We start from the raw sequence: 26,188 nt of genomic DNA, 5'->3' as shown, positions 1-26,188 counted from the left end.
TCCGGGGCACCGGGTCTCGGGTGTTGGATCTGTTTCACTCGCGCCTTGGTTGGTCGTGCTCTCCGGACGCCCGGCGCCGCATGGCCCCGCCATGACCGGCCCCAGATTTCCGGAGGCACACAGAATAGTCTTCTAGACCCCAAGGGCAGCAGCGTCCGGGCGGATTTGTGGCGAAACAGGCCTAATCCGCCAATTCGTCCTGGGCGACGCGCGGGCTCTGCTTGACTGGCGAGGCCGGGCCGCCAATGTTCCCGGCATGCCTCATACCGACGATAAACCCAGCGATGGCCCCGCGCCGCTCGCGCCTTCTGCGCCTCCCACATCTGGGGAGCCCCCTTCCGGGGAGCCTGCGCCCGGCGAGAGCGCGCGGCCGACCAAGACCGGGCCAGAGGTCATCCAGGCGTACCTCAAGACCCTGTCGTCGGGGCCGGGCGTCTATCGCATGCTCGATACGGGCGGCGACGTGATCTATGTGGGCAAGGCCCGCAACCTGAAGGCGCGCGTTTCGAACTACACGCGGCTTGCAGGCCTGCCCAACCGCACCATCCGCATGATCCAGTCGACGGCGTCGATGGAGTTCGTGTCGGTGCGGACGGAAGCGGAAGCGCTGCTGCTGGAGGCGAACCTCATCAAGCGCTTCCGGCCGCGGTTCAACGTGACGCTGCGCGACGACAAGTCGTTTCCCTACATTCTCATCCGCCGCGACCAGGGCGCGCCGCAGATCCTCAAGCACCGCGGTGCGCGCACGGTGAAGGGCGAGTACTTCGGGCCGTTCGCCTCGGCGGGTGCGGTCAACCGCACGATCAACATGCTGGAGCGGGCGTTCCTTTTGCGCTCCTGCTCGGACAGTGTGTACGAGAGCCGGACGCGGCCGTGCCTGCTGCATCAGATCAAGCGCTGCTCGGCGCCCTGCACGGGGGAAATTAGCCTCGAGGACTACGGCGCGCTCGTGGAGGAGGCGCTGCGCTTCCTCAAGGGCGAAAGCCAGTCGGTGCGTGAAATGTACCAGCGGCTGATGGAGGAGGCCTCTGATCAGCTCGAGTTCGAGCGCGCGGCGCGGTATCGCAACCGGCTGTGGGCGCTTGCGCATGTGACGAGCGAGCAGGCCATCAATCCGGAAGGTGTGGAAGAAGCGGACGTGTTCGCGGCCTACCAGGAGGGCGGACAGACTTGCATCCAGGTGTTCTTTTTCCGGGTCGGACAGAACTGGGGCAACCGCGCCTACTACCCCAAAGCGGATCGCTCTCTTTCCGAAGAGGACGTGCTCGATAGCTTCATCGCGCAATTCTACGACGACAAGCCCGTGCCTCGTCTCGTGCTGCTGTCGCACGAGATTCCGAGCCATGCGGTGCTGCAGGAGGCGCTGTCGATCAAGGCGGATCGCAAGATCGAGATCCGCACGCCACAGCGCGGCGTGAAATCCGGTCTCGTCGAGCATGCGCTGACGAATGCGCGCGAGGCTCTGGGGCGGCGGCTGGCCGAAAGCTCGTCGCAGCAGACGTTGCTGGCGGCGCTGGGCGAGCGGTTCGGTTTGCCGCGGCCGCCGCGGCGCGTCGAGGTTTTCGACAACAGCCACATCATGGGCACGAACGCCGTGGGCGCCATGATCGTGGCGGGGCCCGACGGGTTTGCGAAGGGGCAGTATCGGAAGTTCAACATTCGCACCGAGATCACGCCGGGCGACGACTACGCCATGATGCGCGAGGTGCTGGAGCGGCGGTTTCGCAGGCTGGCGGAAAACGAGGCTGAGGCGCCGTTATCTCCGGCAGAGGCAGAGCTTTCGCAGATCGCAGGGGAGGAGAGCGACGGCCCGGACGGCGAGGACGTGCTCGAATTATCTTCCGATGAGGCGAATGGAGATGAGGGGCCGATCGGGGACGGCGTTCCGGACCGGCCGGATCTGGTGCTCGTCGACGGTGGCGCGGGGCAGCTCGCGGTCGCCGCCGAAGTGATGGCGGAGCTGCGGCTCAAGGGCATTCATCTGGCCGGCGTCGCGAAGGGACCGGACCGGGATGCGGGCCGGGAGCACTTCCATCTGCCGGGGCGGGCGCCGTTCATGCTCGAGCCGCGCGATCCGGTGCTCTATTTCGTGCAGCGGCTGCGCGACGAGGCGCATCGGTTCGCAATCGGGACGCATCGGGCCAAGCGGGCCAAGTCTCTGGGCGTCAATCCGCTGGACGACATCGCGGGGATCGGGCCGACGCGGAAGCGGGCATTGCTCAAGCATTTCGGCTCGGCGAAAGCCGTGTCGCGGGCGGGCGTGGACGATCTCGCGGCGGTCGACGGGATTTCCGGCGAGATGGCGCGAAAGATTTACGATTTCTTTCACGAAAAGCGGACTTGAGCCCGGCTCGGCCGCTTTAAGTTTCTCTCAACAATTTAGCGCTGGGGCATCGTCAATTTTTGCCGCTTTGCCGTATGTCCATTGCATAAAAATAACGCCGATAGAACGATTTGTACGGGTTTTGTAAACCACCGACTGTCATTCTGCTCTGTGCGTGATGCGGAGACTCCCGAGTGCCTTGGGCAGCCGAACTTGCGGACTTCAGTAAGCGTGTCCTGCGGGGCCTTAAGGAACACGAACATGCGTTTGAGTGTTGAGATGTCGAGTGGCGAGCCTGTGCGTGCGCTTCATAGCGACCCGGCTCCCGCAGTAAAGAAGCGTCCGAAAAAGCGTGCGGACGCCGCCAAATCAGAAGCTCCCAAAAAAGCAAAAGGCCGCGCGCGCCCAAAAGCGCAGGAGAAAGCCGCTGCCCCCGGCACGCTGCCTATTCTCTATATGCTTTCGCCGCAGAAATTCATGAGCCCGTTCGATTGCAATATGGCGGTCGATTCCGGTTACACGGTCGTGCTTCCCTACGACAACGTCGGGGTGGCGGATGTCGGTGCGCTCGTGCAGGACGCGATCTTTTCGCGGCCGCCGAATGCGAGAACCGGTATTTTCATCGGCGGCAAGGATATTACGCTCGCACTCGAAATGATGAACGCGGCGCGGCACGCCATGGTGCCGTCTTTCGAAGTGTCCGTTTTCGCCGATCCCGGTGGCTCGTTCACGACCGCGGCGGCGATGGTTGCCTGCGTCGAGCGGGTGCTGAAGCGCAACTTCTCGCGCGGGTTCAGCGGTCTGCGCGTCGCCGTGTTCGGGGCGACGGGCGTCGTCGGTTTTGCATCGGCTGTCATTGCGGCGAACGAAGGCGCGAACGTGAGCGTCGTGGCGCATGACACGCTTGAGCCTCTGATCGCATCGGCTGAGTTTGCAGCCGATACCTTCAACGTGTCGCTGAAGCCCGTGGCCGGGCATACAGACGCGCTCAAGGCGAAAATTCTGCGCTCGTCGGACGTGATTTTCACGGCCGGACCGGCCGGCGTGAACATTCTCACGCGCCGCCAGCTCGCGCGCGCGCCGGGTCTGCTGGTTGCGGCGGACGTGAATGCCGTGACGCCGTTCGGCGTCGAGGGCATGGATCTTTTCATGAACGGTGCGCCGCTGCCGGGCTGCGGTACGCTCGGCGTCGGCGCTCTGGCGATCGGCGACGTGAAGTACAAGACGCAGGCGGGACTGTTTCAGCGCATGATCCATTCGAAGGATGCGCTGGAGCTGGATTTCCGCGACGCCTTCCTGCTGGCGCGCGAGATCGTGGCGGGCTAATCGCGCGCAACCTCAAGGGATCGGCCTCTGCCGCCGGTCTCAATCCCGGCTCAGGCCTCTAGAAAGCGAAACGGAGCAGGAGCTTTCGCTCCCACTCCGTCTCTTTGGTGCCTCGTTGCCAGTGTACGCGGCAAACGCTCGAGGCACTGACGATCTGCAGCCGACACGCTGTACTAACCCGGCTACTTGACAGTCCTGCAAACACAACGTGCCATCGGGCGGTTTAATCCCGCCGAGGTTCGTTTGCCTGTGGACAAGTCAAATTTCCGAATAAGCCCTTAGAGGTTCGAGCGCAACCTTCCAGTCTGGTGGAGCCGGGACGCGGTACCCCATTGACTGGCGTGTGTACCGATGGTGTTAGCTTAGGTTCATGGACCCTTCGATCCCCAGCCGCCCGAATGCGATCAGCCTGCCGAACGTGCTCACCTATGCGCGGATCGCAGCCGTTCCTGCGCTCGTGGCGTGCCTTCTGTTCGTGGAAGGCGAAGCCGGCCGCTGGGCGGCATTCTGGCTGTTCGTGGCGGCCGCGATCACGGATTGGCTCGACGGGTACCTTGCGCGCCGTCTCGAGCAGCAGTCCACGCTCGGGCGGATGCTTGATCCGATCGCGGACAAACTGATCGTCGGCGCGGCCCTGATCATGCTGGTGCACGACAAGACGATCGACGGCTGGTCGATCTGGGCCGCCATCGTCATCCTGTGCCGCGAAATCCTCGTCTCGGGGCTGCGCGAGTTCCTGGCCGAGCTCAATGTGAAGGTGCACGTGACGGCGCTCGCCAAGTGGAAGACGGCTGCGCAGATGGTGGCGCTGGCGTTCCTGATCGCGGGGCCCGCGGGCGATACGATCGTGCCGGGCACGACTACGGCCGGGATTGCGCTCCTGTGGCTCGCGGCGGTGCTTACGCTTTGGACCGGCTATGACTATCTGAAGGCTGGCGTGCACCACGCCATAGAAGGATAACAGCCGTGGCTACGGCCTCCACATCCGCGACCGCAGGCGTTTCACCGACCGCAGCCCAGGTGCTGACGGTGCGCTATTTCGCGTGGGTGCGGGAGAAGGTCGGCCGCGCGGACGAGCGCATCGAGGTTCCGGCGAGCGTCGCCACCGTGGGCGACCTGGTGGCCTGGCTGACATCGCGCGGGCCCGAGTACGCGGCTGCGTTCGGCACGGCCGGCGTCGTGCGGGCGGCTCTCGACCAGACGCACGTCAAGCCCGCGCAAAGTCTGGCGGGTGCGAAAGAGGTCGCGTTCTTCCCTCCTGTCACCGGCGGCTGAGCCATGACCGTGCGGGTTCAGAGCGAGCCGTTCGACGTGGGAGCGGAAGTCGCCGCGCTCACGGCGGGCCGCGAGGATGCCGGGGGCGTCGTGACGTTCACCGGGTTCGTGCGAGGGCAGGCCGATGGCCGCGACCTCGCCGTGCTGACGCTCGAGCACTACCCCGGCATGACGGAACGCGAGCTTGAACGCATCGACGACGAGGCGCGTGCGCGCTTCGACCTGCTGGGCTCGACCGTGATCCATCGCATCGGGGCGCTCAGCCCTGGCGAGCCCATCGTGCTCGTCGTGACGGCGGCGGCCCACCGGCGCGCCGCATTCGAGGCGGCCGAGTTCCTGATGGACTACCTCAAGTCCCGGGCGCCGTTCTGGAAAAAGGAATCATTCCGGGATGGAAGCGAGCGCTGGGTCGATGCCCGCGATTGCGACAGTGCCGCCCTGGAACGATGGCAGAGCCGGTAACGGATCGTTAACCGTAAGCTCCTTATCAACCACGATCCATATCCGTCTGAAATCGCATATCAATTGCTGATTTGCGCGGTTGAGACGCCTTGGCCGTTAGCGTTTCGTTAACCTTTCTCATTCCATAACAAAGCCTGATGGCGTCCCGTAAAACGCCATCATCTACCAGTACTGAATGACTGTCCCGCCAATGGACCGTGTTGCGTAGACGGGGGTCACACAACGATGATGAATGCCAAATCGCGGCGCTTTGCGCTGCAACCATCTCTTGCGCGCTGTGCGCCCCTGCTTGCGATCCTGGCGATCGTGGCGGCGGGACCCGCTGGCGCGGCTTCCAAGTCGCCGAAGGCGGACGGGAAGGACAAGGGATCGGTCGAGACCGGCGCGCTGGGCGCTGCCGCAGGAGCGCTCAAACCGCCCTCCGCCAACGCGCCTTCGGCGACGCTCGGCGGCGACGTTTCGCACACACGCTTCCTGATCGGCCTCCCGAAACAGGTCGAATTCCAGGTCTTTTCGCTCTCTAATCCCAATCGCGTCATCGTCGACATCGCGGAAACCGCGCTCCGCCTGCCGCCGCAGCCGGAAGAGAACATCGCCGTCGGACTGGTGCGCTCGTTCTATGCCGGCCAGTCGGCTCCCGGAAAATCCCGCGTCGTCATCGAAGTGACGCGGCCCGTCGTGGTCGATAGCGCCGCGATCCAGGCCGCCAGCGAAAAGGGCGAGAAGGGCCACCGCCTCGCGCTCGACATCGTGCCGGTCGGATCCAAGGCAAAGAAGCAGGTGAAGCTTGCGTCTCCGTCCGCGCTTGGCGCCGGCGACGTGCAGCCGCCGCTGCCGACCCCGGCCATGCGTCCGGACAAGGCCGCCGAACGTTCGTTCAAGCCGATCATCGTGATCGATCCCGGTCACGGCGGGCATGACTCGGGCGCCATGAAGCACGGCACGGTCGAAAAAGACGTCGTGCTGGCGTTCAGCCTCAAGCTTCGCGACAAGCTGGAGAAGACGGGGCGCTACAAGGTGCTCATGACGCGCGACAAGGACGAGTTCGTCGAGCTTTCGAAGCGCGTCAGCTATGCGGAAGGCCACAACGCCAACCTGTTTATCGCCGTGCACGCCGACTACGCGGGCGGCAACTCCAAGGCGCGCGGCGCCACGATCTATTCGCTGCGTGAGTCCGTTGCCAACGCGTTGTCCCGGTCGGCTAAGGGCGAGGTGAAGAGCGCCGTTCTTTCCAAGGACGAGGTCGAGACCATCAAGACCGCCAGCGTCGACAACGATCTTTCCGCCGTGCGTGGAATTCTCGCCGATCTTGCCGGGCGCGAAGTCGATGCGACGCAGGAACGGACCAGCATGTTCACGCGCTCGGTCATCGAATACATGGGGGCGAGCACGGAAATGCGTGCCAAGCCCGATCAGCAGGCGGCTTTCCGCGTGCTCAAGACGGCGAAGTTCCCCTCGGTGCTGATCGAGCTCGCCTACGTCACGAACAAGGAAGATGCGGAGCTGCTGCGTTCGGATACGTGGCGCAACAAGGTGACGGACTCGATCATGACGGCCGTCGACAACTACTTCGGGGCCCAGATCGCGCGCCTGCCGATGTAGTCCGCAAGTCGTCGTCTCTGCCCGCGCAGACCCTAGAAAAACAGAAGGCCGGCCCTTTCGGGACCGGCCTTTGTTTGTTGTGGCCAGCTTCCGGGTCGCACGCCCTGCTGGCTAAAGGTCAATCAGGATCTACATGGAGGATGAGAAGGTTTGAGGCGCCAGAGGAGTACGAAATTCCATTCGATATCGTGCCGAAGCTCATGGGCATGAGCGGCGCTCCTTGGTCGCAATGCGTCGGGGGACCACTGACGAAGGTGCTTCAGCATAGTGCACTCCATCTTCTAGCAGTAAGTGCCGTTGTCCTGCTCCGAGCAAACGGGGCCCTCGCAGCCGCGACACACCTCTCCCTTCGCCAGGGTTGGCGAAACGAGACGACGACGGTGTTGACGGGGTCGGAGAGGACACGGCGGTCCTGGACGGACTTGTAGTGCGGTGCATCGCGCACCCGAAGAACGCTCCCTCTGACAGCTCCGTCCTGGGCTGCCATGCGTCCGGTCGGGTTCGACGACCAGCTGATCGGTCGTATTGGCTCAGAGTGCTCAAGGACTCCAGTCTCAAGGCTCTGACGCATGCACCAAAATCGAGCGACCGGGCGGCCTAGGCCACGATCGTTCGGCGAGGTAAATCTTTCCCCCACACGAGAAAGCTAAGCGATTCGGATGACGGCAAGCTTGCGGCGCCACAAAATTCCGCGGCCGTGGCTCGGTTGACTCAGTGCCTCAGTCACGGGCGGATCGCTTGCAATGCCGTGCCTGACTTCCGGGCTCACTCGGGGGGCGGCTGTTCGTTCCGGTCGGGGTCCGGCGTCGGAGCGGCAGCCGGGGCGGGGTCGCCGCCGCACTTGGTGAAAAACGACGAGATACAAGCCCACGTGTTGGTGGCCGCGCTGCCGATGGCGTTGCCGGCGTTGCCGATGTGCTCGCCTGCCTTCATCGCCGTGCCGCCGATCGCCTCGCCCGCCTTGTCGATGCCGGCCTTCGAGGATTTGACGGTCTCTTTCGCCAGCTCTTCCACCGTGCGCGGCACCTTCGCCGGGGCAGGCTGAGCTGCCTCGGGCGCGGCCTCGGGGCCGACGGGAGCCGGGCTCGTGGGCGCATTGGCGTGGGGCTGCTGGTTGCCCGGCGCTGTGGCCGCCGATGGGGCCGTCGGCGCGTTCGCGGGCTGGTTTACGGTTGCGGCGAGGCCGGGGCAGGGAAACGGGGCGCCCCGCGATACGGCGCATTTTTCATGGCCACCGCGTGCGGCCATCTCGGAGATGCAAAACAGAGAGGAGCTGTCGTTTTTACCGGGACCGTCTGGCGTGCCGGCAATCACGCAGCGATACATGGCCGGCGGGCCCTCGCAGGTGACGCAATATTCCAGCGCGGCAGCCGGCTGCGAAAACGCGAGCGCGAGGCCGGCCCCGAGGGCAAAACGTCCGCATCTCGACATCCACTCACTCCGCATCCCGTGCACGCTTTTTGTCGCTCTTCGGTGGCGCGAATGCGCGGCGTCCTCCTGCTTACCACAGGACCAGTGAGCCACCAAACGGAGCAGGCTCCGGTGCGTCGGCAACTGGCCTGGATTCGGGGCTTGGCGCGGCTCTCTCATGGGTGGGTAAGGGGCACGCCTTTTGAGGCAAAAATCGACCGGGAAGACACCCGGTAGACATGGCGTGGATGGCGAGGAGGAGCGCTTGCCAACCGGCACCCCCCCCTCTATACGGTTGCTTCGCTATCCGGAGACGTGGCCGAGAGGCTGAAGGCGGCGGTTTGCTAAATCGTTATACCCTCTAAAGGGGTATCAGGGGTTCGAATCCCCTCGTCTCCGCCATTTTTGGCTCACGCGCCTGTAGGCGCTCCGCATGGGCGGGCCATCGGGCCCGGGTCGCTTTTCTCCCGAGCCCTTCGGGCTGCGCCGAAGCCCTTTTTCTCAAGCTGTTCCTTTCTGCTCACTCGGGCTTATTTTGCGCTCATGCTCCGTATGGCCGCTGAAGCTTGGCTCCGCCAAGACGCTCCCGAGCCTTCGGCCGTGTTGAAGCGCTTTTCCTCTGGCCGTCATTTTTCGCTGCCGGGCTGTGCCGGGGCATCGGGGAACTTTTCTTTGGGTGGCGGGTTATTTCTCCTGCCGACGGTCCTAGCTCAGGATGTCGAAACCCCACCAAAGCTTTCCGGCTGCGGCGGGGTTTTTCGTAAAACGGCGAGGAGGCTGACTATGAAGAAAATTGCCCTTATGACGTTTTTAGCCAGCGCCCTGGCGCTCTCCGCGTGTGGCCAGTCCGGAGACAGTTCGGCCGCGCTCAAGGCTCTCGATCCCGATAACGACGGCACGATCGATCTTGCGGAAGCGCAGGCGGGCGGCACCAAGAAGTTCGCCAAGCTCAATCCCGATAACGACGGCACCTTGGACGAAAAGGAACTGGCGGGCGTTCTCGATGCGGCAGCGATCAAGGCTGCTGATCCCGACAACGACGGCACGCTCGACACCAAGGAGTATGCAGCGGTGATCGAGCAGAAGTTCAAGACGGCCAACCCCGACAACGATGGCACGATCGACAAGAAAGAGCTTGAGTCGGGCGCCGGTCAGGATTTGCTGAAACTCATTTATTGATCTCCTGATTTTCTGACAAACGAAGCGCGTTTCGCGTTGTTCGATTTGGCGTGGACGGATTTCCCGCGTCCATGACGAGAAAAGCCGAGTGCCGTTTTGCACTCGGCTACATCGTTTCCTGCTTTCGGAATTTTCATTCGCTGCTCCGCAATTGCGGCTGCTCGCGCTTTCGCTCCGCTGTTGGCGCGCGATGACGGCGTCATTCGATCGACATCTCTGTTCAGCTGCACGGCCGTTCGGCTGCAGGCCGCGTGGCTTCTTGTGCACGCGCGAAGCGCGCTGCGTGCGCAGCTCGATCGCTGCTTCATCGCTCAGTCCACGTTAGAAAATTGTGCTCGAAAAAGTGCTTCTATTTCTTTCGTTATGTCCATTCGGGAATAGCGATCTTTAAATCTTGATTTCCGAGGAACATATTTTCGAAACGCATGATGTGAGGTACTAATTTGCATGAGCCGTGCACGTGATCGGAAGCACGTGCACGGCATATCGGCGCTGCGATGCGGGTTTTCCGTTCGCAACTTTTAGGCACGCATTTTGTGCCTCGCGGTTCCAGCGCGACCGCTGTGAGGAGAAGGATTTGCCTCTTCCTCCAAGTTCCGGAGAGCAGTTGGCGGCGCACATGCGCTGCCGTGAAATCGGGAGAAAACGTGGCCATGGCTAGCATCACCGTGAACGGGGAAAAGCGCACGATAGAGGGGGATCCCGGGACGCCTCTGCTTTGGTATCTGCGCGACGTGGCGGGATTGACGGGCACGAAGTTCGGGTGCGGCGCGGGTGTGTGCGGCGCTTGCACGATCCATCTCGACGGCGTGGCCGTCCGCTCCTGCATGACGACCGTCGAAATGGCGGACGGAAAATCGGTCACGACGATCGAGGGCCTGAGCGCGGATGGCGAGCACGCGGTGCAGAAGGCTTGGCGGCAGGTCAGCGTACCGCAATGCGGGTTCTGTCAGGCCGGCCAGATCATGCAGGCGGCGTCTCTGCTGGCGCAGAACAGTGCGCCCTCGGACGAAGACATTGTCGAGAGCATGAGCGGAAACCTCTGCCGGTGCGGCTGTTACCAGCGCATCCATGAAGCGGTGAAGCTCGCGGCGGGAGGCGTCTGATCATGTTGCATTACATCGAGAACGAAGCGAAGGCCCGGGCGGAGAAATCCTCGACGCAGGCCATCATCGAAAACGTCAGCCGCAGGCACATTCTGGGCGGCGCGCTGCTCGCCTCCGGACTTGTGCTCGCGGTCAAAATTGCGCCCGCAATCGCGCGTGAGCCGTTGAAGCCCTATCCGACCGGCGCGGAGGGCATGTCCGACAAGACCGTCAACGATCCGCATATCTTCATTGCCATCGACAAGAGCGGCGACGTCACGATCGTGACGCACCGTTCGGAGATGGGCACCGGCATCCGCACCAGCCTGCCGATGGTCGTGGCCGACGAAATGGAAGCCGATTGGGCGCGCGTGCGTCTGGTGCAGGCCGAAGGCGACGAGCCGAAGTACGGCAACCAGGACACCGACGGCTCGCGCTCCATGCGCCATTTCATCCAGCCGATGCGCCAGTGCGGCGCGGCGATGCGCCAGATGCTCGAAGCGGCCGCGGCCGCCAAGTGGGGTGTCGACGCAAAGCTCTGCCGTGCCAAGGCGCACACCGTCGTCAAGCTCGACGGCGCGGGCAAGGAGACGGGCGACAGCATCGGGTTCGGTGATCTCGCGGAAGCAGCCATGGCGCTGCCGACGCCTGCCATCGAAACGCTGACGTTCAAGACGCCCGCTGAGTTCACGCTGATGCGCAAGGGCGATACCAAGATCGCGGACTTGCGCGACATCACCGTCGGCAAGGCGATCTATGGCGCCGACGTGCGATTGCCCGGCATGAAGTTCGCGGCCATGGTCCGGCCGGATGTTCTCGGCGCGAAGATCAAGTCGTACGACGCCTCGGAAGCACTCAAGATTCCGGGCGTGGAGAAGGTGGTCGAAATTGAGGGCGTCTACGCTGTGCCGCGCAAGTTCGCGCAGCTCGGTGGCCTTGCGGTCGTGGCCAACACGACGTGGGCGGCGATGCTCGGACGCGACGCGATCAGCGTCGACTGGGATCTCGGCCCCAACGCCTCCTACAACTCGGCGGAGTACGCCAAGGAGATGTCGGCTACGGCGGCCAAGCCGGGCAAGGTCATCCGCAACCAGGGCGACGTCGATGCGGCGTTCTCCAAGGCTAAGCAGGTGTTCAGCGAGGAATATCACGCGACGCACCTCGTGCAGGCGGCGATGGAGCCCTTGGTGGCATCGGCGCGCATCAAGGACGGCAAGGCCGAGATCTGGGCGCCGGTGCAGAGCCCGTACGGCGCGCGCAAGGACGTGGCCGAAGCGCTCAAGATGAAGGTCGAGGACGTGGTCGTGCACGTCACGCTGCTCGGCGGCGGTTTCGGGCGGAAGTCCAAGTGGGACTTCATGATCGAAGCGGCACTCTTGTCGCAGAAGCTCGGCGGCGAGCCGGTGATGCTGCAGTGGTCGCGCGAGGACGACACGCGCCATTCGTTCTACCACACGACGTCTGTGGAGCGGATCGAGATGGCTGCCGACGACGCCGGCAAGGTGATCGGCTGGCGGCATCGGACCGTTGCGCCCTCCATCGTGTCGACGTTTGCGCCCGACAGCGGCTATCAGTTCCCGATCGAGTACGGGATGGGCTTCGTCGACGTGCCGTTCGATGTGCCAAACCTGCGGTGCGAGAACGGTGAGGCGAAGACGCACACGCGCATCGGCTGGTATCGCTCGGTGTCGAACATTCCGCGCGCGTTCGCCGTGCAATCGGCAGTGTGCGAGATGGCGCACAAGCTCGGCCGCGATCCCAAGGACTTCCTGCTTGAGATGATCGGGCCGGACCGGAAGATCGATCTCAAGGCCGGCGGCTTCCCGGAAGACTTCTGGAACTACGGCGAGCCGTACGAGCAGTTCCCGATCGACACCGTGCGGTTGAAGAACGTCGTCCGGCTCGCGGCCGAGAAGGCCGGCTGGGGCAAGACGCTGCCGGAGCGCCAGGGTCTTGGCATTGCGGCGCATCGCGCGTTCGCGAGCTACGTGGCCAGCGTGGTGCACGTGGCCGTCGACGCCGACGGCACCGTGCGCGTGCCGGAGGTCGTGACGGCGGTCGATTGCGGGTTCTACGTCAACCCGGAACGCATCCGCTCCCAGATCGAGGGTGCAGCTGTGATGGGCATGTCGAACGCGCTCTACAGCGGCATCACCTTCAAGGACGGCGCGGTCGAACAGTCGAACTTCTCCGACTATCCGATCGCGACGATGAGAAACTATCCGAAGAAGGTGACGACGGTCATCGTCGAGCCGCAGGATCCGTCCTGGCATACGGGCGGCGTCGGTGAGCCCGGCGTTCCGCCGTTCGCGCCGGCGCTGGCGAATGCAATCTTCGCCGCGACGGGCAAGCGCGTGCGCAACCTGCCCATCGGCGAGAAGGTGAGCTGAGCCGTTTCCGATTGTCGAAACGCGAGCGCGCCGGACACAGTGTCCGGCGCGCTTTTTTTCGGCTAGCGGCGGGTCGCTTCAGTCTTCGCCGTAGAGATCGGGAACGTAGAGCTCGTCCGGCACGGGGCCGCGGATGTAGTCCGGGTTCTTGACGCGCTCGGGCAGCACGATGGGCGCGCGTTCGACTTCGCGGTAGGGGATCTGCGTCAAGAGGTGGCCGATGCAGTTCAGTCGCGCGCGCTTCTTGTCGACGGCCTCGATGACCCACCACGGCGCCTCGGGAATGTGCGTGCGCTCGAGCATTGCTTCCTTGGCCTTGGTGTAGGCCTCCCAGCGGCGGCGCGATTCCAGATCCATCGGCGAGAGCTTCCACTGCTTCAGCGGATCGCGGATGCGCATCGAGAAGCGGAAGTTCTGCTCTTCGTCGGTGATCGAGAACCAGTACTTCACGAGCAGGATGCCCGAGCGGACCAGCATGCGCTCGAACTCTGGCGCGGAGCGGAAAAACTCCTCGACCTCGGTTTCGGAGCAGAAGCCCATGACGCGCTCGACGCCGGCGCGATTGTACCAGCTGCGGTCGAAGAGCACGATCTCACCCGCGGCGGGAAGATGGGCTGTGTAGCGCTGGAAGTACCATTGCGTGCGTTCGCGCTCGCTCGGCGCGGGCAGCGCCGCCACCCGGCAGACGCGCGGGTTGAGCCGCTGGGTGATGCGCTTGATGACACCGCCCTTGCCGGCCGCGTCACGGCCTTCGAAAATGACGACGACCTTGAGCTTCTGGTTCACCACCCAGTCCTGCAGCTTGACCAGCTCGCGCTGCATGCGGAACAGCTCTTTGAAGTAGAGCTTGCGGTCGAGGCCCGTGGAGCCGGCGTCCTGCTCGCTGGAAAGGTGCTCGTCCTCCAGCTCCAGTTCGAGCTCCTCGTCGAAGCTGTCGAGGAAGTCTTCCGTTATCTTCTTTGACAGCTCATCATTGTTCGTCATCGGGCCGACTGCTCCGTCGTTGGCATTCTTACCGGCGTTGCCGCCGGCTCACTGGCGTGCATGTTTCATTCCTGGCTGTGACGGGTTGATGACAGTCGCCGTCTCGCCCTGTTCGCGCCGGATGAAGAAGACGTTGCGCGCATAGATGATCACGCCGAACTGGCCGATCAGGATCACGGGATCCATTCGATGGAGGCCGTAGGCCAGTACCAAAAGGCCGCCAAGGAGGCTCAGGTACCAGAACGTGACCGGGACCGTGGAGCGGCGCGACCGCTCGGTCACGAGCCACTGCAGGATCCAGCGTGCCGAAAACAGCGCCTGGCCAAGCAACCCGATGGAGAGCCAGAGCAGTTCTTCCGGCGTCAGTGCGGCCCACCACGTGGTCAGCTTTGCAAACATGCAGGCTCCTTTTGCTGGGCGAGGGACCTGTGTGCGCCTTCCTGCTCGCGTAGGGCGAGAGCGGTGCTGCGGTTCGGAAGGACCGTCCGTCGGATCAACCAGCGGACGCCGACGAGGTCGTAGATGCCGATCAGGGCGCGGCCCAGGTTCGAATATTTGGAGACGCCGGTGCGGCGTGGGCGATCGTTGACCGGCACGTAGACGGCTGCGCAGCCGTAAGCCCTCACGAGGGCCGGGAGATAGCGGTGCATGCCCGAGAAGTACGGGAGGTCCATGAACACGTCGCGGCGGATGACTTTGATGCCGCATCCCGTGTCGGGGCAGTGATCGGCGAGCACGGCGTCGCGGATCCAGTTGGCGGCCTTGGATGCGATGCGCTTAGAGGCTTCCGCCCGCCGTTGCGTGCGGACGCCTCCGGCCAGGACAACGGTCTCGCCGCTCGGGGCTTCGAGTGCTGCGAGCAGTTTCAGGATGTCTCGCGGGTCGTTCTGCCCGTCGCCGTCCATCGTGGCGATGAGGGGCGCCGTTGCGGTGCGCACGCCCGTTCGCAATGCCGCGCTTTGGCCGGCACGGGCGCCGTGGCGCACGTATCGAAGCGCGGGGATCGTTACGCTCAGGCGTTTCAGCACGTCTTCGGTACCGTCGTCGCTGCAATCGTCGACGACGACGATTTCGCGCAAGAGGGATGCGGGTACGGCGTCGATTGTTTCGATCACCAGGTCGCCGATGTTTCCCGCCTCGTTGAAGGCCGGGATGACGACGGAGAGACTGCCTTCTCTGCTTGCCATGGGTTCGATCATCCGCGCGACCTTGCAAACGGCAGGGTGAGCCAAGGGAAGAAGCGCGCCAGCGTCGTGCGCGGGCGGAGTTGCGGGCCCTGCCAGATGCCGATGATCGCGATGTGGAGCACGCTCACGGTCAGCGCCATGGCGATGCCGGCGAACACGACGTCGCTCACAAAGTGCCCGCCTTGCGTGATCCGGACCGCACCTGCGACGGTGCCGGCGGCCAGGGCGACGCCGATCAGCGCTTTCCGGAACTGGGGCAACACGAATGCCAATGCGAAGAACGCCGCAAATTGGGATGAGGCTTCGCCGCTGACGAACGAGCAGTTCCGGTCGCATTCGCGGGAGGGAAGCAGCGGCGGCGAATAGGCTTTCGTTCCGCCGAATTCGATGACTTCGCGAGGTCTCGCCCGGCCAAGGTTGTCCTTGAGAATGAGATTTGCGACGACGCCGGGCCCGACAATGAGGACGGCAATCACGAACAGGCATCGAACTTGCCTGAAGCCCAGGAGGCGCCGTTCCGTCACCATGACGTAGACGGTTGTGGCGACCGTGGCGATCGCGACGGCGGCGAACAGGCCGATGAAGACATTCCGGGCCAGGGTGACCGCCGTCACGCTTCTGCACCACGGGAAGCCGGCAGGCGCCGGTTCGCACAACTGGCGAACGGCCGCCGATACCCCAAGATCGATTTGGGGCGCGGAGATCAGGAGTGCTGCAAGCGGGAAGGCCATGAGCACGGTGCCGATCAGAAATTCCCGGCGCAGTTTGCTTTCAGTCGCTTTGTGGTCGTAGGCGATCATGCTTCACTTGTTCCCGGTCGCGAGCAGTGTGAAAAATCGGTAGGTTTCGGTTTGTTGGCCCGCGCGGACGCTGCGTTCTGACGGTGCGGACGCCGCGCGGAAGCGGCCTTCCGGAACCGACGTTGCGCGGCGGGTCACGTAGAGAACGGGCTCCGGTCCGCCCGGCGTCAGCGGTCGCGTCATTTCGAAGTGGTTTTGCGGAGTGGCGCGCGGGCGCATCGCAAGCTGGGGCAGTGGAATGTCACGCCCGTAGTAGGCGAGAGCGGCGGCTGCCTCGCGCTCGTCGGTCACGATGGCGCGGATAGGTGCCGGCCCGTCTGCCGCCTTTTGGATTTCCTCACGTACGGTGTCGGCCAATGCGCGATTGCCCAACGTGCGTGCGAACGGATCTCCGACGACGGGGATCGTGTACCGGCCAGCCTGCCAGGTTGCGGCCGCGATGAGGATGGCAACGGCGGCGTGGATCGCGAAAGACGCGCGGAGCCAGCCCCAGGCTTTGTTCCGCACCATCACCGCCGTGACGAGCACGATTGCGGCGACGTAGGCCGGGGCTGCCCAGTTGGCATGCGCACGCGAGATCAGGCCCTGCGTGGTGACGAGCGCGATGATGGGGATCGAGAAACTGGCGAGCAATACGTCGGATGAGGTTCTGCTTTCCGGACGCCGCATCATCTGCCACGTCACGACGAGCAGGCTTCCGAACACGATCGGTCCGAAGACGCCGAACTGCGCGACGAAGAACTCAGCGGCCTTGCCGGGGTGAAAGGGGATGCCGCCCCATTTGGCGTTGTCGGCCGTATGCGAAAACGTGACGAAGCCGTTGTCGATGTTCCAGAGAACGTTCGGGGCGATCATCGCGAGGCCGGCCACGAGTGCGAGCCAGAGATGGGGCGTGCGGAGAAGCTTTCGGGCAGCAGGCGCAATCGCGAAATAGATGGCCGCGCACAGGATGAAATAGGCCATCGCGTATTTGGCGTTCAGGCCCAGGCCGAGCGCAATCGCCAGCAGGATGGCGTCGGGTGCGTTCGGCCGCTCCAGGAGACCTGTGAACGCGAGCAGCGCCAGGGCCCACGCCGCGAGCAGGGGAATGTCCGTCGTGATGATGCCGCTCGAGAGGGACACGGCGGGCAGCAGCGCATAGGCAAGCGCCGACAGCATCGCGACCAGGGGCGTATAGAGCCTGCGGGCGACAGCGTAGACGAGGGCGGCGGTCACGAGGTGAAGCACCACCGCGGGCAGCCGCACGCAGAACTCGCCATCGCCGCAGACGGCGGTCGTCGCCGCAATGATCCAGGCCAACAGGGGTGGTTTGGAGAAGTAGCCGAATGCCGGCTGCTGGGCCCAGTCCCAGTACTGGGCTTCGTCCATGTGCAGGTCCGTGCCGTTCAGCGCCAAAGCCACCAGGCGGAACGCTGCGAGAGCGGTCAGGGCCGCAGCGAGGGCCAGCCAGCCGGTTCGCGCGTCGACGCCCGGTTCCGGCAGCGGCCGGGACTGCGCGTTTACGACGTTTTCTCCTTTGGCGGAGAGCGCGAGATCCTGCATCCAACATCCCTCGACGTGCGGCCTGAGCCGCGGTGGGAGTTTTCCGCTAACAGTGCTGCGCGACAGTCCCATAAATGATTGGTGACAGGACGCTGACGGTGGTATCGCCGGGTGTCACACTTCGTTCCGGTCCAATCGGATTGGTCAGATTTTACCGGGCTGTACGAGTTTGTTTGCGACGGCTGGACAGGTGTGGCAGCGTTGCAGGCAACGTTGAAAATATGCGCCCGAGCGTGCCTCAAGGTACGTAACGAGAAGCGCGAAGGGGAGAGAGATGCATGGGGCGAGTTTCGGCCGCCGCAGGCTCGTGTGGGATCGGCATCGCGAGCACCTGTGCTCCAGCGGTTGGGGAAGCCATTCGCGATTTGAAGGGCGCCCTCAACGGCGACTTCCAGCACATCGTGGCCTTTTTTTCGACTGACTATGCTGCCGAGGATGTTGCCGCCGGGCTCACGGAAGCGTTTCCCGGGGTTGCCATCACCGGCTGCTCCACGTCGGGGGGGATCTCCCCCGATGGGCTGTTCGAGAAAGGCGTGGTGCTGCTCGCCTTTCCGCGCGAAGGGTTTCGCATTCATACCGGTGTGATCGAGGACGTGGCGGAGTTCGGCGTCGAACGGTCGAGTGAGATCGTGGCGCGCCTCAAAGCGCAGATGGGATATGGCGCCGCCGGAAAGCCATCCGACAGCGTGTTCGGCGTGCTGCTGGTCGACGGCCTCTGCAACGCCGAGGAAGCGCTGGTGGCGGCCGTCCATTGGGCGTTCGGCGATATGCCGCTGATCGGCGGGTCGGCCGGCGACGGCATGGCCTTCTCGCAGACCTCCATCATTCATGAGGGGCGCGCGCTCGGCCGTGCCGCCGTGCTCATCTTGATCGAGAGCGAATTTCCGTTCCGCATTTTCAAGACGTCGAACTTCGAGCCGACGGAGATCAAGCTCGTGGTCACGGCGGCGAACACGTCCGATCGCACCGTGCACGAACTCAATGCGGAGCCGGCGGCGCGAGAGTACGCCAACGCCATCGGTCTGATGCCCGACGATCTCGGACCGTTCAGCTTTGCTTCGTATCCGCTGGTGGTGAAAGTGGGCGGCGACTACTACTGCCGCTCGATCCGCAACATGAACCCGGACGGAAGCCTGTCGTTCTTTTGTGCTATCGACGAAGGTCTCGTCTTCACGGTTGCGCGGCCTAAGGATATGCTGAGTTCCACCGAGCGTGTGCTGGCCGATCTCGACAGCGCGCTCGGCGGCATCGATCTCGTGCTCGGCTTTGATTGCGTGTTGAGACGTCTCGACGCGGAGAACCGGCAGGTCCGTCGACAGATGGAAGATCTGTACAAAAGTTATGGCGTGGTCGGCTTCCACACCTACGGTGAGCAGCACAACGCCATGCATCTCAATCAGACGCTGACCGGCGTTGCGTTCGGGCCTCGGCGAGGCGTGCGTTGAGCATCGACGATACAAAAAGCTTCTCGCGTGCGGATGCGATCGAAGATCTCGAGCGTCGCAACTCGAAGCTTGCCAAGATCAACGCCGCGCTGATGCAGCGCGTCGAGCGGTCGATGGACTATCAGGCGAACGCCTATTCGATGTTCCAGACGGCCATCGGGCTCGAGACACAGGTGCGTGCGCGCACCGAAGAATTGAAGACCGCGCTCAACCGGCTCGAACGCACTAACGAGCAGCTGATGTCGGCGCGCGATGGGGCGGAGCGGGCCAACCGCTTCAAGACGGGCTTCTTCACGGCCGTCGGTCACGATCTGCTGCAACCGTTGCACGCCGCCCGACTGTCGTTGTCGGCCCTTTCGGAGATCCACGACAACCAAGCGCATCAGCGCCTGATCGGCCAGGTGGACCATGCGCTCTCAACCATTGAGGAGCTGCTGCGAACCATTCTCGACCTGTCGAAGCTCGAGTCCGGGGCGCTGAAGCCGTCGTTCCAGACCATCGATACGCTCGACCTGTTCCGGTCCGTGCTCGTCGACCTGACGCCGATCGCGCGCGCCAAGGGCCTCGAGCTGTCGATGACCGCGCGGGACACCCTGGTGTTCTCGGACCCGCTGATGCTGCGGCGGATCCTGCAGAACCTGCTTGCCAACGCGGTGCAGTACACCGAGCGCGGGCGTGTGCTGCTGGCCGGCCGGCGGCGGGGCGATCACCTGCGCATCGACGTCTGGGATACGGGACCGGGCATTGCGCCCGCCGAGCAGACAAAGATCTTCGAGGAGTTCCATCGCGGCGCTGCGGGCCAGCGCTCGCTTGGCGGCGGCTTCGGCATTGGGCTGGCCATCATCGCGCGCATGGGCGAAACGTTGGGGCATCGGATCGAGCTTTGCTCGGAGGTGGGCAAGGGAACCCGGTTCTCGGTCTATGTGCCGGTGTCCGACGGAGTGGTGTCGCATCCGGCGTTCACGCGCACGCTGCGCAAGCCTGCCGCGCTCGCCTACGGGCTCGCCGCGCTCAACGTGGTTGTCATCGACAACGATGCGGCGGTTCGCGATGCCATGCGCGCGTTGCTCGACCGGTGGGGTTGCAACATCCGGCTGTTGGGCGGGCTGGCGGCCGTGGACCGGCTGATCGCGGATGAGCCGTCGTTCCATCCCGACATCATCCTGGCGGACTTCCATCTCGATAACGGCGATTGCGGGCTCTCGGCGGTCGCGGCGCTGCGCGCGGGGCGGACGGCGGCGATCCCGGCGGTCGTGATTACTGCCGATCACTCGTCCGAAGTTGCGGGCAGGGTGGATGCGGCGGGATGCGAAATCCTGCGCAAGCCGGTCAAGCCGGCGGAACTGCGGGCGCTGGTCACGCATCTCGTGCGGTAGACACGCGCGTTCGTGACTTCAGGGACATGGACGTCGGGCAACGAAACCGCACGCGTGCGCATTCGCGCGGCAGTCTCGTTCGATGAAGCTCGGGCTGAGGCCTATGCTTAGGACCGGGGCGGGGCGTCTTTCTCGTTTTCCCGAGAGGCGGCCTTGGCCAGGATGGAGCCGTAGTCCAGCTTCGTCACCTCGATGACGGCCTGAGTGCGCGAAACCACGTTCAACTTGCGCATGATCTCGGACACGTGCGCCTTGATGGTCGTTTCGCCGACGCCAAGCTCGTGGGCGATCTGCTTGTTCAGCATGCCCTGGCGGACCATGTTCAGCACGCGTAGCTGCTGGCGCGTGAGCGAGGAAACGCGCGCCACGAGATCGGGCTCGCGCGAGGGGGCGCCGTCGGTGGCCGGCGGCTCGTAGCCCTTGGGCAGCACGACAAGCCCGGCCATGACGTCCTGGATGGCTTCGGCGAGGTCGCGCTTCTTGACCGATTTGGAGATGTAGCCGGCGGCGCCGCAGCTCATCGCCTCATGGACGATGCGCGGATCCTCGTGGGCTGAGACGACAAGGATCGGTTGCTTGGGACGGGCGGCGCGCAGCTCGATCAATCCATCGAAACCGCGGGTGCCCGGCATTGAAAGGTCAAGCAAAACGAGGTCGAAGACTTGATCGCTGGCCAGTGCCTCCTGGGCCGCGGCAATGGAGGACGCCTCGACGATTTCGGCTTCCTGATAGCCCTGCTGAATGGCGAGCTGAAGGGCCTCGCGAAACAACGGATGATCGTCGACGATCAAAAATCTGACCGTCATGGCTGGTATCCTCCGTTGGGATTGGCGACACGTCCAGCCGCAAAGGCTTCAAAACCAAGCAACGCCATGTCCATATGATGACTGACTAGGCAATTAAATGTCCCGTGCGACGGGGCTTTGGCAAGAGAAAAGACCATTCTTGGACTATGGACCAAAGAGACGCCGGTAATACAGGCAAAATGCTTAATCGCGTGCTTGAAAGCGCCGAAAGAGGCGACAGCAGTTTGAGAGGGTTAAGCCCCGATGTTCTCTTGCCGGTCAAACTTGGAAACGCGGGAGGCCTTGTCTATAGTGCCCGCGCGGAAGGTACGGCAGGTGGGGGCCGTCCGCTCGGGTCGCCGTTCTGTCTTACGGCGCGCCTAAAAGTATGCGTGGGTCAGGGAGCTTAGGGCGGGAATGAAGTGCAATCCTTCGCGGTGGGTTTGGGGTCTCATTCCTATCGCGATGCTGAGCTGGGCGACCTTCCAACGCGAGCGGCCGAATGTTGAAGCCGACCTCACGGAACGGGCCCAGGAAGCGCTCGTCGCGGCGGGACAGTCGTGGGCGAAAGTCAGCGTTATCGGGCGCGAGGCCGTAATCACGGGACGCGCCAAGAAAGATGGCGAGCCGAAGGCTGCGCTGGACGCTGTGCGCGGCGTTTGGGGCGTGCGCACCGTGCAGCTCAAGACGGATCTGGCGGGCAGCAAGCCGATGCCGGCGGCTGTCGGTCCGGCTGCGGATCCCGATTTTGCACGTCAGGCCGAAAAGCGGAAAAAGCAGGATGAAGCCGAAGCCGCGGCTGCGCTCAAGGCGCGCCAGGCGGAAGCGGATGCGGTGTTGAAGGCCAAGCAGGACGAGGAAGCCAAAGCGGAGGCCGCGCGAAAGGCGCAAGCGCAAGCCGAGGCTGAGGCTGCGCGCCGTCAGGCCGAGCAAGCTGAAATCGAACGGGCGCAGAGGGCCAAGCGCGAGGCTGAGGCGAAAGCTGCGGCGCTCGCGGCGGAAAGCGCTGCCAAGGCGCAGGCGGCGCAGAATGCCGAAACCGCTGCCGCGCATGCGGCCAAGCAGGAGGCGGACAAGGCCGCAGAGACCCGCGCCGCCGCCGACGCGGAGGCCGCCCGCGCCGCTGAAGCTCAGGCAGAGACGGTGCGCGCTGCGGAAGCCCGCGCTGCTGCCGAGCGGGAAGCGGAGGCGTCGCGCAAAGCCTACATGGACGAGGTTGCCGCCGCTCAACGCAAATACAAAGAGACGCTCGAGGCCGAGCAGCAGGAGGCCGCGCGTCAGTCCCAGCAGGACGCCGAAGCGGCTGCCGCCCAGAAGGCGAAGCAGGAAGCGGACATGGCGGCCGAAGCGCAAGCCGATGCCGATGCAGCGAAGCGCCGGGCCGAGCAGGAAGCGGAGGCGGCTCGCAAGGCTCAAGCCGAGGAAGCGGCGGCTGCTCAGCGAGAGGCCGAGGCTGCCGCGTTGAAGAAGAAGCAGGACGCGGCGCTCAAGGCGGAGCAGGAAGAAGCCGCCCGCCGCGCCAAGCAGGCACAAGAGGCGGCGGCTGCGGAGCAGGCCAAGCAAGAGGCCGAGAGAGCCGCCGAAGCCAAAGCGAAAGCCGATGCGGACGCGAAGGCGAAGGCCGCCGCCGACGCCAAGGCGAAAGCGGACGCCGACGCGAAGGCGAAAGCCGCCGCTGAGGTGAGCAAGGCCGTCGCGGCAGCCGAAGAGGCGCGCAAGAACCGCAAGACGACCGATCACACGCGCGCCTGCGAGGAACGGCTGACCGCCGCCGCGCAGGACGGCGTGATCCTGTTCAAGCGCGCCAAGGCCGACATCGATCCGGGTAGCTCGCTCACGATCGCCCGGCTCGCCGAGATCATCAAGTCGTGCCCGGGAGCGCGCGTCGAGGTTTCCGGTCACACCGACAACGAAGGCGAACCGGATCGCAATCAGCGCCTTTCAGACCGGCGCGCGCGCGCCGTCGTGAAGAGCCTCGTCTATGCGGGCGTGCCCGTAGACCGACTGTCTGCGGTTGGGTTCGGGGCCGAGCGTCCCGTGGCCGACAACAGCACGCCGGAAGGCATGGCGCGCAACAGGCGCATCGAATTCAGAGTTTTTACGGACTGACGCGGAAATCGAGATTGGGAACGGCGCGATGGAATACCTGTTCGTGAAGTTGTTCTGGTACCTGGCTGCCGCCTTTGGCATCGGCGTCGTCGTCGGGTGGATCAGTTGCGGACGAGTCAAGGACTGAGCCGGTAGTCGGGGCACTTCTGCTTTGCCGGACATGCTCGCCGGTGCGGCCTTGGGAGGGGAGTTGGGCGTATGACGTTTTTGTTGGTGCAGACGTTCTTGTTGCTGCTGGGCGCGTTTTTGCTCGGCGCATCGCTCGCCTGCCTTCTTCGCCGAGCTTTCTCGGGTCGTAGCGAAGACGAGGAGGTGTCCGTTCCGGCTGCGTCGCCGGGGCTGACGCAGGTTGCGGTGCCTGCCGCCGTTGCCGCCGCGCCGCTCGCCACGGATCGCTTTGGCCGCGCGCTTGCGGGCGGGCAGGGTCCGAACGTGCCGCCGGTTTTCCAGGCGCCGAACACGGGGCCCGTCGTCGAGGTGCAGCCGCTGCCGCCGCGCCCCGCCGCCGTCGAGCCGCCTCCGGCTGTTGTTGCTGCGCCGCCTCCGGCTGTTGTTGCTGCGCCGCCTCCGGCTGTTGTTGCTGCGCCGCCTCCGGCAGCAGTTGTTGCTGCGCGGCCTGCTCCTCCGGCTCCCGCTGCTGTCGAGCCCGCACCCGCGCCCGTGCAGGTTGCTCCTCAGCCTGCTCCTCCTCCGCCGCCCGCTCCTCCCGCTCCCGTTGTTGCCGTCGAGCCCGCACCGGCACCGGTTGCTCCGGTCCAGGCGGCTCCTCAGCCCGAGCCTCCGCTGCCCGCCGAAGAGGTCTCGCACGACAATGCGTTCAAGCCGGTGGCCGGGCGCAGCTACACCGAAATTGCCGTCGCGGTTGCTGCCGCAGCGGCCGCCGCTGCGGCGGCGAAAGCCGAGGCCGACGCCGAGGAAGCCGAGCGGCTCGCGCAGGCGGAACCCGAAGAGGCCGATGCGAGCGAAGAGGACGACGCAGATCTTGCCGCGTTTGAGCCTGCGGCCGAGCCGGTCGCGTCCGCGATCCCGAGCGACGAACCGGGCGACGATCTTACGCGCATCCGCTCCATCGATGCCGCGCTGAAAGACCGCCTGTACGGTTATGGCGTGCGCACGTTCGCCGCGATGTCCGCTTGGACGCCGGACGACGTGCGTGTCGTCAGCCAGAGCCTCGGTCTTCAGGGCCGTATCGAGCAGGAAAACTGGATCGAGCAGGCGAACGTGCTGGCCACGGGCTGGACGGCGAACTCGTCGTGGCCGCGTGTCGAGACGGCCGTGGCCGTTCCGGTCGATGGCGAGCGGCTGCATCGCATCATCGGCATCGATCCGAAATCGGAGCAACTGTTGTTCGATAACGGCGTGACGCGCCTGTCTCACATCGCGGCGTGGAGCGAGGAGGACGGCGCGTTCTACGAGGAGCTACTCGGGATCGATGCGGGCCGGATTGTGCGCGAAGGCTGGATCGCGCAGGCCCGCTTCCTGACGCGCGCCGAGGATACGCTGGCCGACGACGGCGCCTCGCTTGGCGAGCTGCCGCCGGAGGAAGAAGCGCCTGCCGCTCTCGCAGACGAGCACGCGGGGAGTGCAACCAAGACCTCGATCATCTCCATCGAGCCCAAGTCTTCCGCTGAAGAGGCAGCGGCCCCACGCGATGGCCTGACGGGCCTGCGGTCTGTCAAATCCGAAGCGTTCCGCGCGTCGCCCGCCGCCACCGGCACGGGCGAGGTGAACGACCTCAAGCGCATTCGCGGGATCGGCGTCCTGATCGAAAAGAAGCTCAATTCGCTCGGCATCACCGGCTACGAGCAGGTGGCGAACTGGACCGGGGCGGACATCGACCGGATCAGCCAGCTCCTCGATTTCAAGGGCCGCATCGAGCGCGAGAACTGGATCGAGCAGGCGCGCATCCTGGCGTCCGGCGGGCAGACGGAATTCTCGCGGCGCGTGGACAGGGGCGAGGCGTAAGCGGCTTCAGGTTCGCGGCGCTGGGGAGAAGCCATGACAGGCTTCTCCACGTCCGGCCGCGCTAGATCTTCCAGCCGGAGTGGATGGCCGCGACGCCGCCCGTGAGGTTGCGCACGGACACGCGCTCGAAGCCTGCCTCGCGCACCATGGTCGCGAACGCTTCCTGCTTGGGGAAGCGGCGGATGCTCTCGACGAGGTAGCGGTAGGGCTCGGCCGATCCGGCGGTCAGCTCTCCGAGGCGCGGGATGACCTCGAACGAGTGGAAGTCGTAGAGCCGGTCGAGCAGCGGCACCTGGCATTCGGAAAATTCGAGGCAGAGGAAGCGTCCGCCGATCTTGAGCACGCGGAACGCTTCGCGCAGCGCCTGATCGATGTGCGTGACGTTGCGGATGCCGAAGGCGATCGTATAGGCGTCGAACGTGCGATCCGGAAACGGCAGCGCCTCCGCGTTGCCCTGCGTGATCGTGATGCGCGGGCTAAGCCCCTGCGCGGCCACCTTGGTGCGGCCCTCCTGCAGCATCTCGGGCGAGATGTCGGCGAGCACGGCCGTCGCGTTCGGGCCGGAGCCTTTCGCGTAGCGGATGGCGATGTCGCCGGTGCCGCCCGCGACGTCGAGCAGCTTGAACGGCTGCTCGTTGCGCGGCGCGCCGATCATCGTGACGAATTCGGCCTTCCAGAGCCGGTGCAGGCCGCCGGACATCAGGTCGTTCATCAGGTCGTATCGCGAGGCGACGGACGAGAAGACCTGGTTGACGAGGCCTTGGCGCTCGTTTTCGGCCACGGTGCGGAAACCGAAGCTCGTTTCGGTGCTGGGATCGGGAGATGGGGGAGTGGAGTTTGTCATCGCCGGGGACCTTAGTGCGCTTCCGGAAGGGTGGAAACCGGAATTCCCAAAAGACGCTCAACACGCCATGAGCTGGCTTGTCGCAACGTGAGGCGCGCC

21 protein-coding genes and 1 tRNA gene are annotated in these 26,188 nt (G+C 64.6%); 14 read left to right on the top strand and 8 right to left on the bottom strand.

The genetic code is table 11. The annotated features are described in order from the left end of the window. The first annotated feature begins 256 nt into the window (after positions 1–256). The 6 genes from uvrC (at position 257) to K2Y42_RS18420 (ending at position 6,988) form a co-directional block, all read left to right on the top strand. Positions 257–2,344: an excinuclease ABC subunit UvrC gene (uvrC, locus tag K2Y42_RS18445; RefSeq protein WP_291155335.1), complete on the top strand. Its 2,088-nt coding sequence runs from the start codon at positions 257–259 to the stop codon at positions 2,342–2,344. Positions 2,345–2,800: 456 nt separating this feature from the next. After that, the gene (locus K2Y42_RS18440; protein WP_291155332.1) at positions 2,801–3,649 is read left to right on the top strand and encodes an NAD(P)-dependent methylenetetrahydromethanopterin dehydrogenase; all 849 of its coding nucleotides are present in this window, start codon (positions 2,801–2,803) and stop codon (positions 3,647–3,649) included. Positions 3,650–4,019: 370 nt separating this feature from the next. Continuing rightward, positions 4,020–4,610 (top strand): CDP-diacylglycerol--glycerol-3-phosphate 3-phosphatidyltransferase, encoded by a 591-nt coding sequence (pgsA, locus tag K2Y42_RS18435; protein ID WP_291155331.1) that lies wholly within the window; start codon positions 4,020–4,022, stop codon positions 4,608–4,610. Between the two features lie 62 nt (positions 4,611–4,672). After that, positions 4,673–4,924 (top strand): molybdopterin converting factor subunit 1, encoded by a 252-nt coding sequence (gene moaD, locus K2Y42_RS18430; RefSeq protein ID WP_291155668.1) that lies wholly within the window; start codon positions 4,673–4,675, stop codon positions 4,922–4,924. A 3-nt stretch (positions 4,925–4,927) separates the two neighbouring features. Further along, positions 4,928–5,386 (top strand): molybdopterin synthase catalytic subunit MoaE, encoded by a 459-nt coding sequence (gene moaE, locus K2Y42_RS18425; RefSeq protein ID WP_291155328.1) that lies wholly within the window; start codon positions 4,928–4,930, stop codon positions 5,384–5,386. A 225-nt stretch (positions 5,387–5,611) separates the two neighbouring features. Continuing rightward, positions 5,612–6,988, top strand: a complete 1,377-nt coding sequence (locus K2Y42_RS18420) for an N-acetylmuramoyl-L-alanine amidase (protein WP_291155326.1) — start codon at positions 5,612–5,614, stop codon at positions 6,986–6,988. Positions 6,989–7,753: 765 nt separating this feature from the next. Here K2Y42_RS18420 and K2Y42_RS18415 read toward each other — a convergent pair. Continuing rightward, positions 7,754–8,419, bottom strand: a complete 666-nt coding sequence (locus K2Y42_RS18415) for a hypothetical protein (RefSeq protein WP_291155323.1) — start codon at positions 8,417–8,419, stop codon at positions 7,754–7,756. Positions 8,420–8,707: 288 nt separating this feature from the next. Between K2Y42_RS18415 and K2Y42_RS18410 the strand changes: the two genes are divergently transcribed. From K2Y42_RS18410 to K2Y42_RS18395, 4 genes are all read left to right on the top strand, one after another. Next, positions 8,708–8,800, top strand: a tRNA-Ser gene (locus tag K2Y42_RS18410). Positions 8,801–8,998: 198 nt separating this feature from the next. Next, positions 8,999–9,577 (top strand): EF-hand domain-containing protein, encoded by a 579-nt coding sequence (locus K2Y42_RS18405; RefSeq protein WP_366512431.1) that lies wholly within the window; start codon positions 8,999–9,001, stop codon positions 9,575–9,577. Positions 9,578–10,230: 653 nt separating this feature from the next. Next, positions 10,231–10,683 carry a (2Fe-2S)-binding protein gene (locus K2Y42_RS18400; protein WP_291155319.1) on the top strand — a complete coding sequence of 151 codons (453 nt, stop codon included), beginning with the start codon at positions 10,231–10,233 and terminating at the stop codon, positions 10,681–10,683. Positions 10,684–10,685: 2 nt separating this feature from the next. Beyond that, entirely contained in the window at positions 10,686–13,052 is a 2,367-nt protein-coding gene (locus K2Y42_RS18395) for a molybdopterin cofactor-binding domain-containing protein (RefSeq protein WP_291155316.1), read from the top strand. A 78-nt stretch (positions 13,053–13,130) separates the two neighbouring features. On the opposite strand, the gene ppk2 is transcribed toward K2Y42_RS18395, so the two are convergent. From ppk2 to K2Y42_RS18370, 5 genes are read right to left on the bottom strand one after another with little or no spacing between them, the layout of a single operon-like run. Next, entirely contained in the window at positions 13,131–14,036 is a 906-nt protein-coding gene (gene ppk2, locus K2Y42_RS18390; protein ID WP_291155313.1) for a polyphosphate kinase 2, read from the bottom strand. Between the two features lie 48 nt (positions 14,037–14,084). Then, on the bottom strand, positions 14,085–14,435 hold the full coding sequence (locus K2Y42_RS18385) for a lipid-A-disaccharide synthase N-terminal domain-containing protein (protein WP_291155310.1): 351 nt from the start codon (positions 14,433–14,435) through the stop codon (positions 14,085–14,087). Continuing rightward, positions 14,420–15,223 (bottom strand): glycosyltransferase family 2 protein, encoded by an 804-nt coding sequence (locus tag K2Y42_RS18380; RefSeq protein ID WP_291155308.1) that lies wholly within the window; start codon positions 15,221–15,223, stop codon positions 14,420–14,422. Before K2Y42_RS18380 ends, K2Y42_RS18385 begins: the two co-directional genes overlap by 16 nt. A gap of 8 nt (positions 15,224–15,231) precedes the next feature. Continuing rightward, positions 15,232–16,023: a phosphatase PAP2 family protein gene (locus K2Y42_RS18375; RefSeq protein ID WP_291155307.1), complete on the bottom strand. Its 792-nt coding sequence runs from the start codon at positions 16,021–16,023 to the stop codon at positions 15,232–15,234. A gap of 3 nt (positions 16,024–16,026) precedes the next feature. Continuing rightward, positions 16,027–17,565: a glycosyltransferase family 39 protein gene (locus K2Y42_RS18370; protein WP_291155304.1), complete on the bottom strand. Its 1,539-nt coding sequence runs from the start codon at positions 17,563–17,565 to the stop codon at positions 16,027–16,029. 278 nt (positions 17,566–17,843) lie between these two features. Here K2Y42_RS18370 and K2Y42_RS18365 point away from each other — a divergent pair, with 278 nt between their 5' ends. Both K2Y42_RS18365 and K2Y42_RS18360 read left to right on the top strand, forming a co-directional pair. Further along, positions 17,844–19,010, top strand: coding sequence for an FIST N-terminal domain-containing protein (locus tag K2Y42_RS18365; RefSeq protein ID WP_291155301.1), 1,167 nt, complete (start codon positions 17,844–17,846; stop codon positions 19,008–19,010). After that, positions 19,007–20,386 carry a hybrid sensor histidine kinase/response regulator gene (locus K2Y42_RS18360; RefSeq protein ID WP_291155298.1) on the top strand — a complete coding sequence of 460 codons (1,380 nt, stop codon included), beginning with the start codon at positions 19,007–19,009 and terminating at the stop codon, positions 20,384–20,386. Before K2Y42_RS18365 ends, K2Y42_RS18360 begins: the two co-directional genes overlap by 4 nt. Before the next feature lie 107 nt (positions 20,387–20,493). Here the strand turns inward: K2Y42_RS18360 and K2Y42_RS18355 are convergent, their stop codons facing one another. Then, complete coding sequence (locus tag K2Y42_RS18355) at positions 20,494–21,192, bottom strand: response regulator transcription factor (RefSeq protein WP_291155295.1); 699 nt, start codon at positions 21,190–21,192, stop codon at positions 20,494–20,496. Between the two features lie 396 nt (positions 21,193–21,588). Between K2Y42_RS18355 and K2Y42_RS18350 the strand changes: the two genes are divergently transcribed. Both K2Y42_RS18350 and K2Y42_RS18345 read left to right on the top strand, forming a co-directional pair. Beyond that, positions 21,589–23,280 (top strand): OmpA family protein, encoded by a 1,692-nt coding sequence (locus tag K2Y42_RS18350; RefSeq protein ID WP_291155293.1) that lies wholly within the window; start codon positions 21,589–21,591, stop codon positions 23,278–23,280. Positions 23,281–23,478: 198 nt separating this feature from the next. Continuing rightward, entirely contained in the window at positions 23,479–25,245 is a 1,767-nt protein-coding gene (locus K2Y42_RS18345) for a hypothetical protein (RefSeq protein WP_291155290.1), read from the top strand. A gap of 61 nt (positions 25,246–25,306) precedes the next feature. On the opposite strand, the gene ubiE is transcribed toward K2Y42_RS18345, so the two are convergent. Continuing rightward, positions 25,307–26,089, bottom strand: a complete 783-nt coding sequence (ubiE, locus tag K2Y42_RS18340) for a bifunctional demethylmenaquinone methyltransferase/2-methoxy-6-polyprenyl-1,4-benzoquinol methylase UbiE (RefSeq protein ID WP_291155287.1) — start codon at positions 26,087–26,089, stop codon at positions 25,307–25,309. Positions 26,090–26,188 lie beyond the last annotated feature (99 nt).

It is taken from the genome of Hyphomicrobium sp. (assembly GCF_019744875.1).
Lineage (GTDB): Bacteria > Pseudomonadota > Alphaproteobacteria > Rhizobiales > Hyphomicrobiaceae > Hyphomicrobium_C.
The sequence above is the reverse complement of the archived record's forward strand: the minus strand, read 5'-3'. Positions and strand labels throughout refer to the sequence as shown.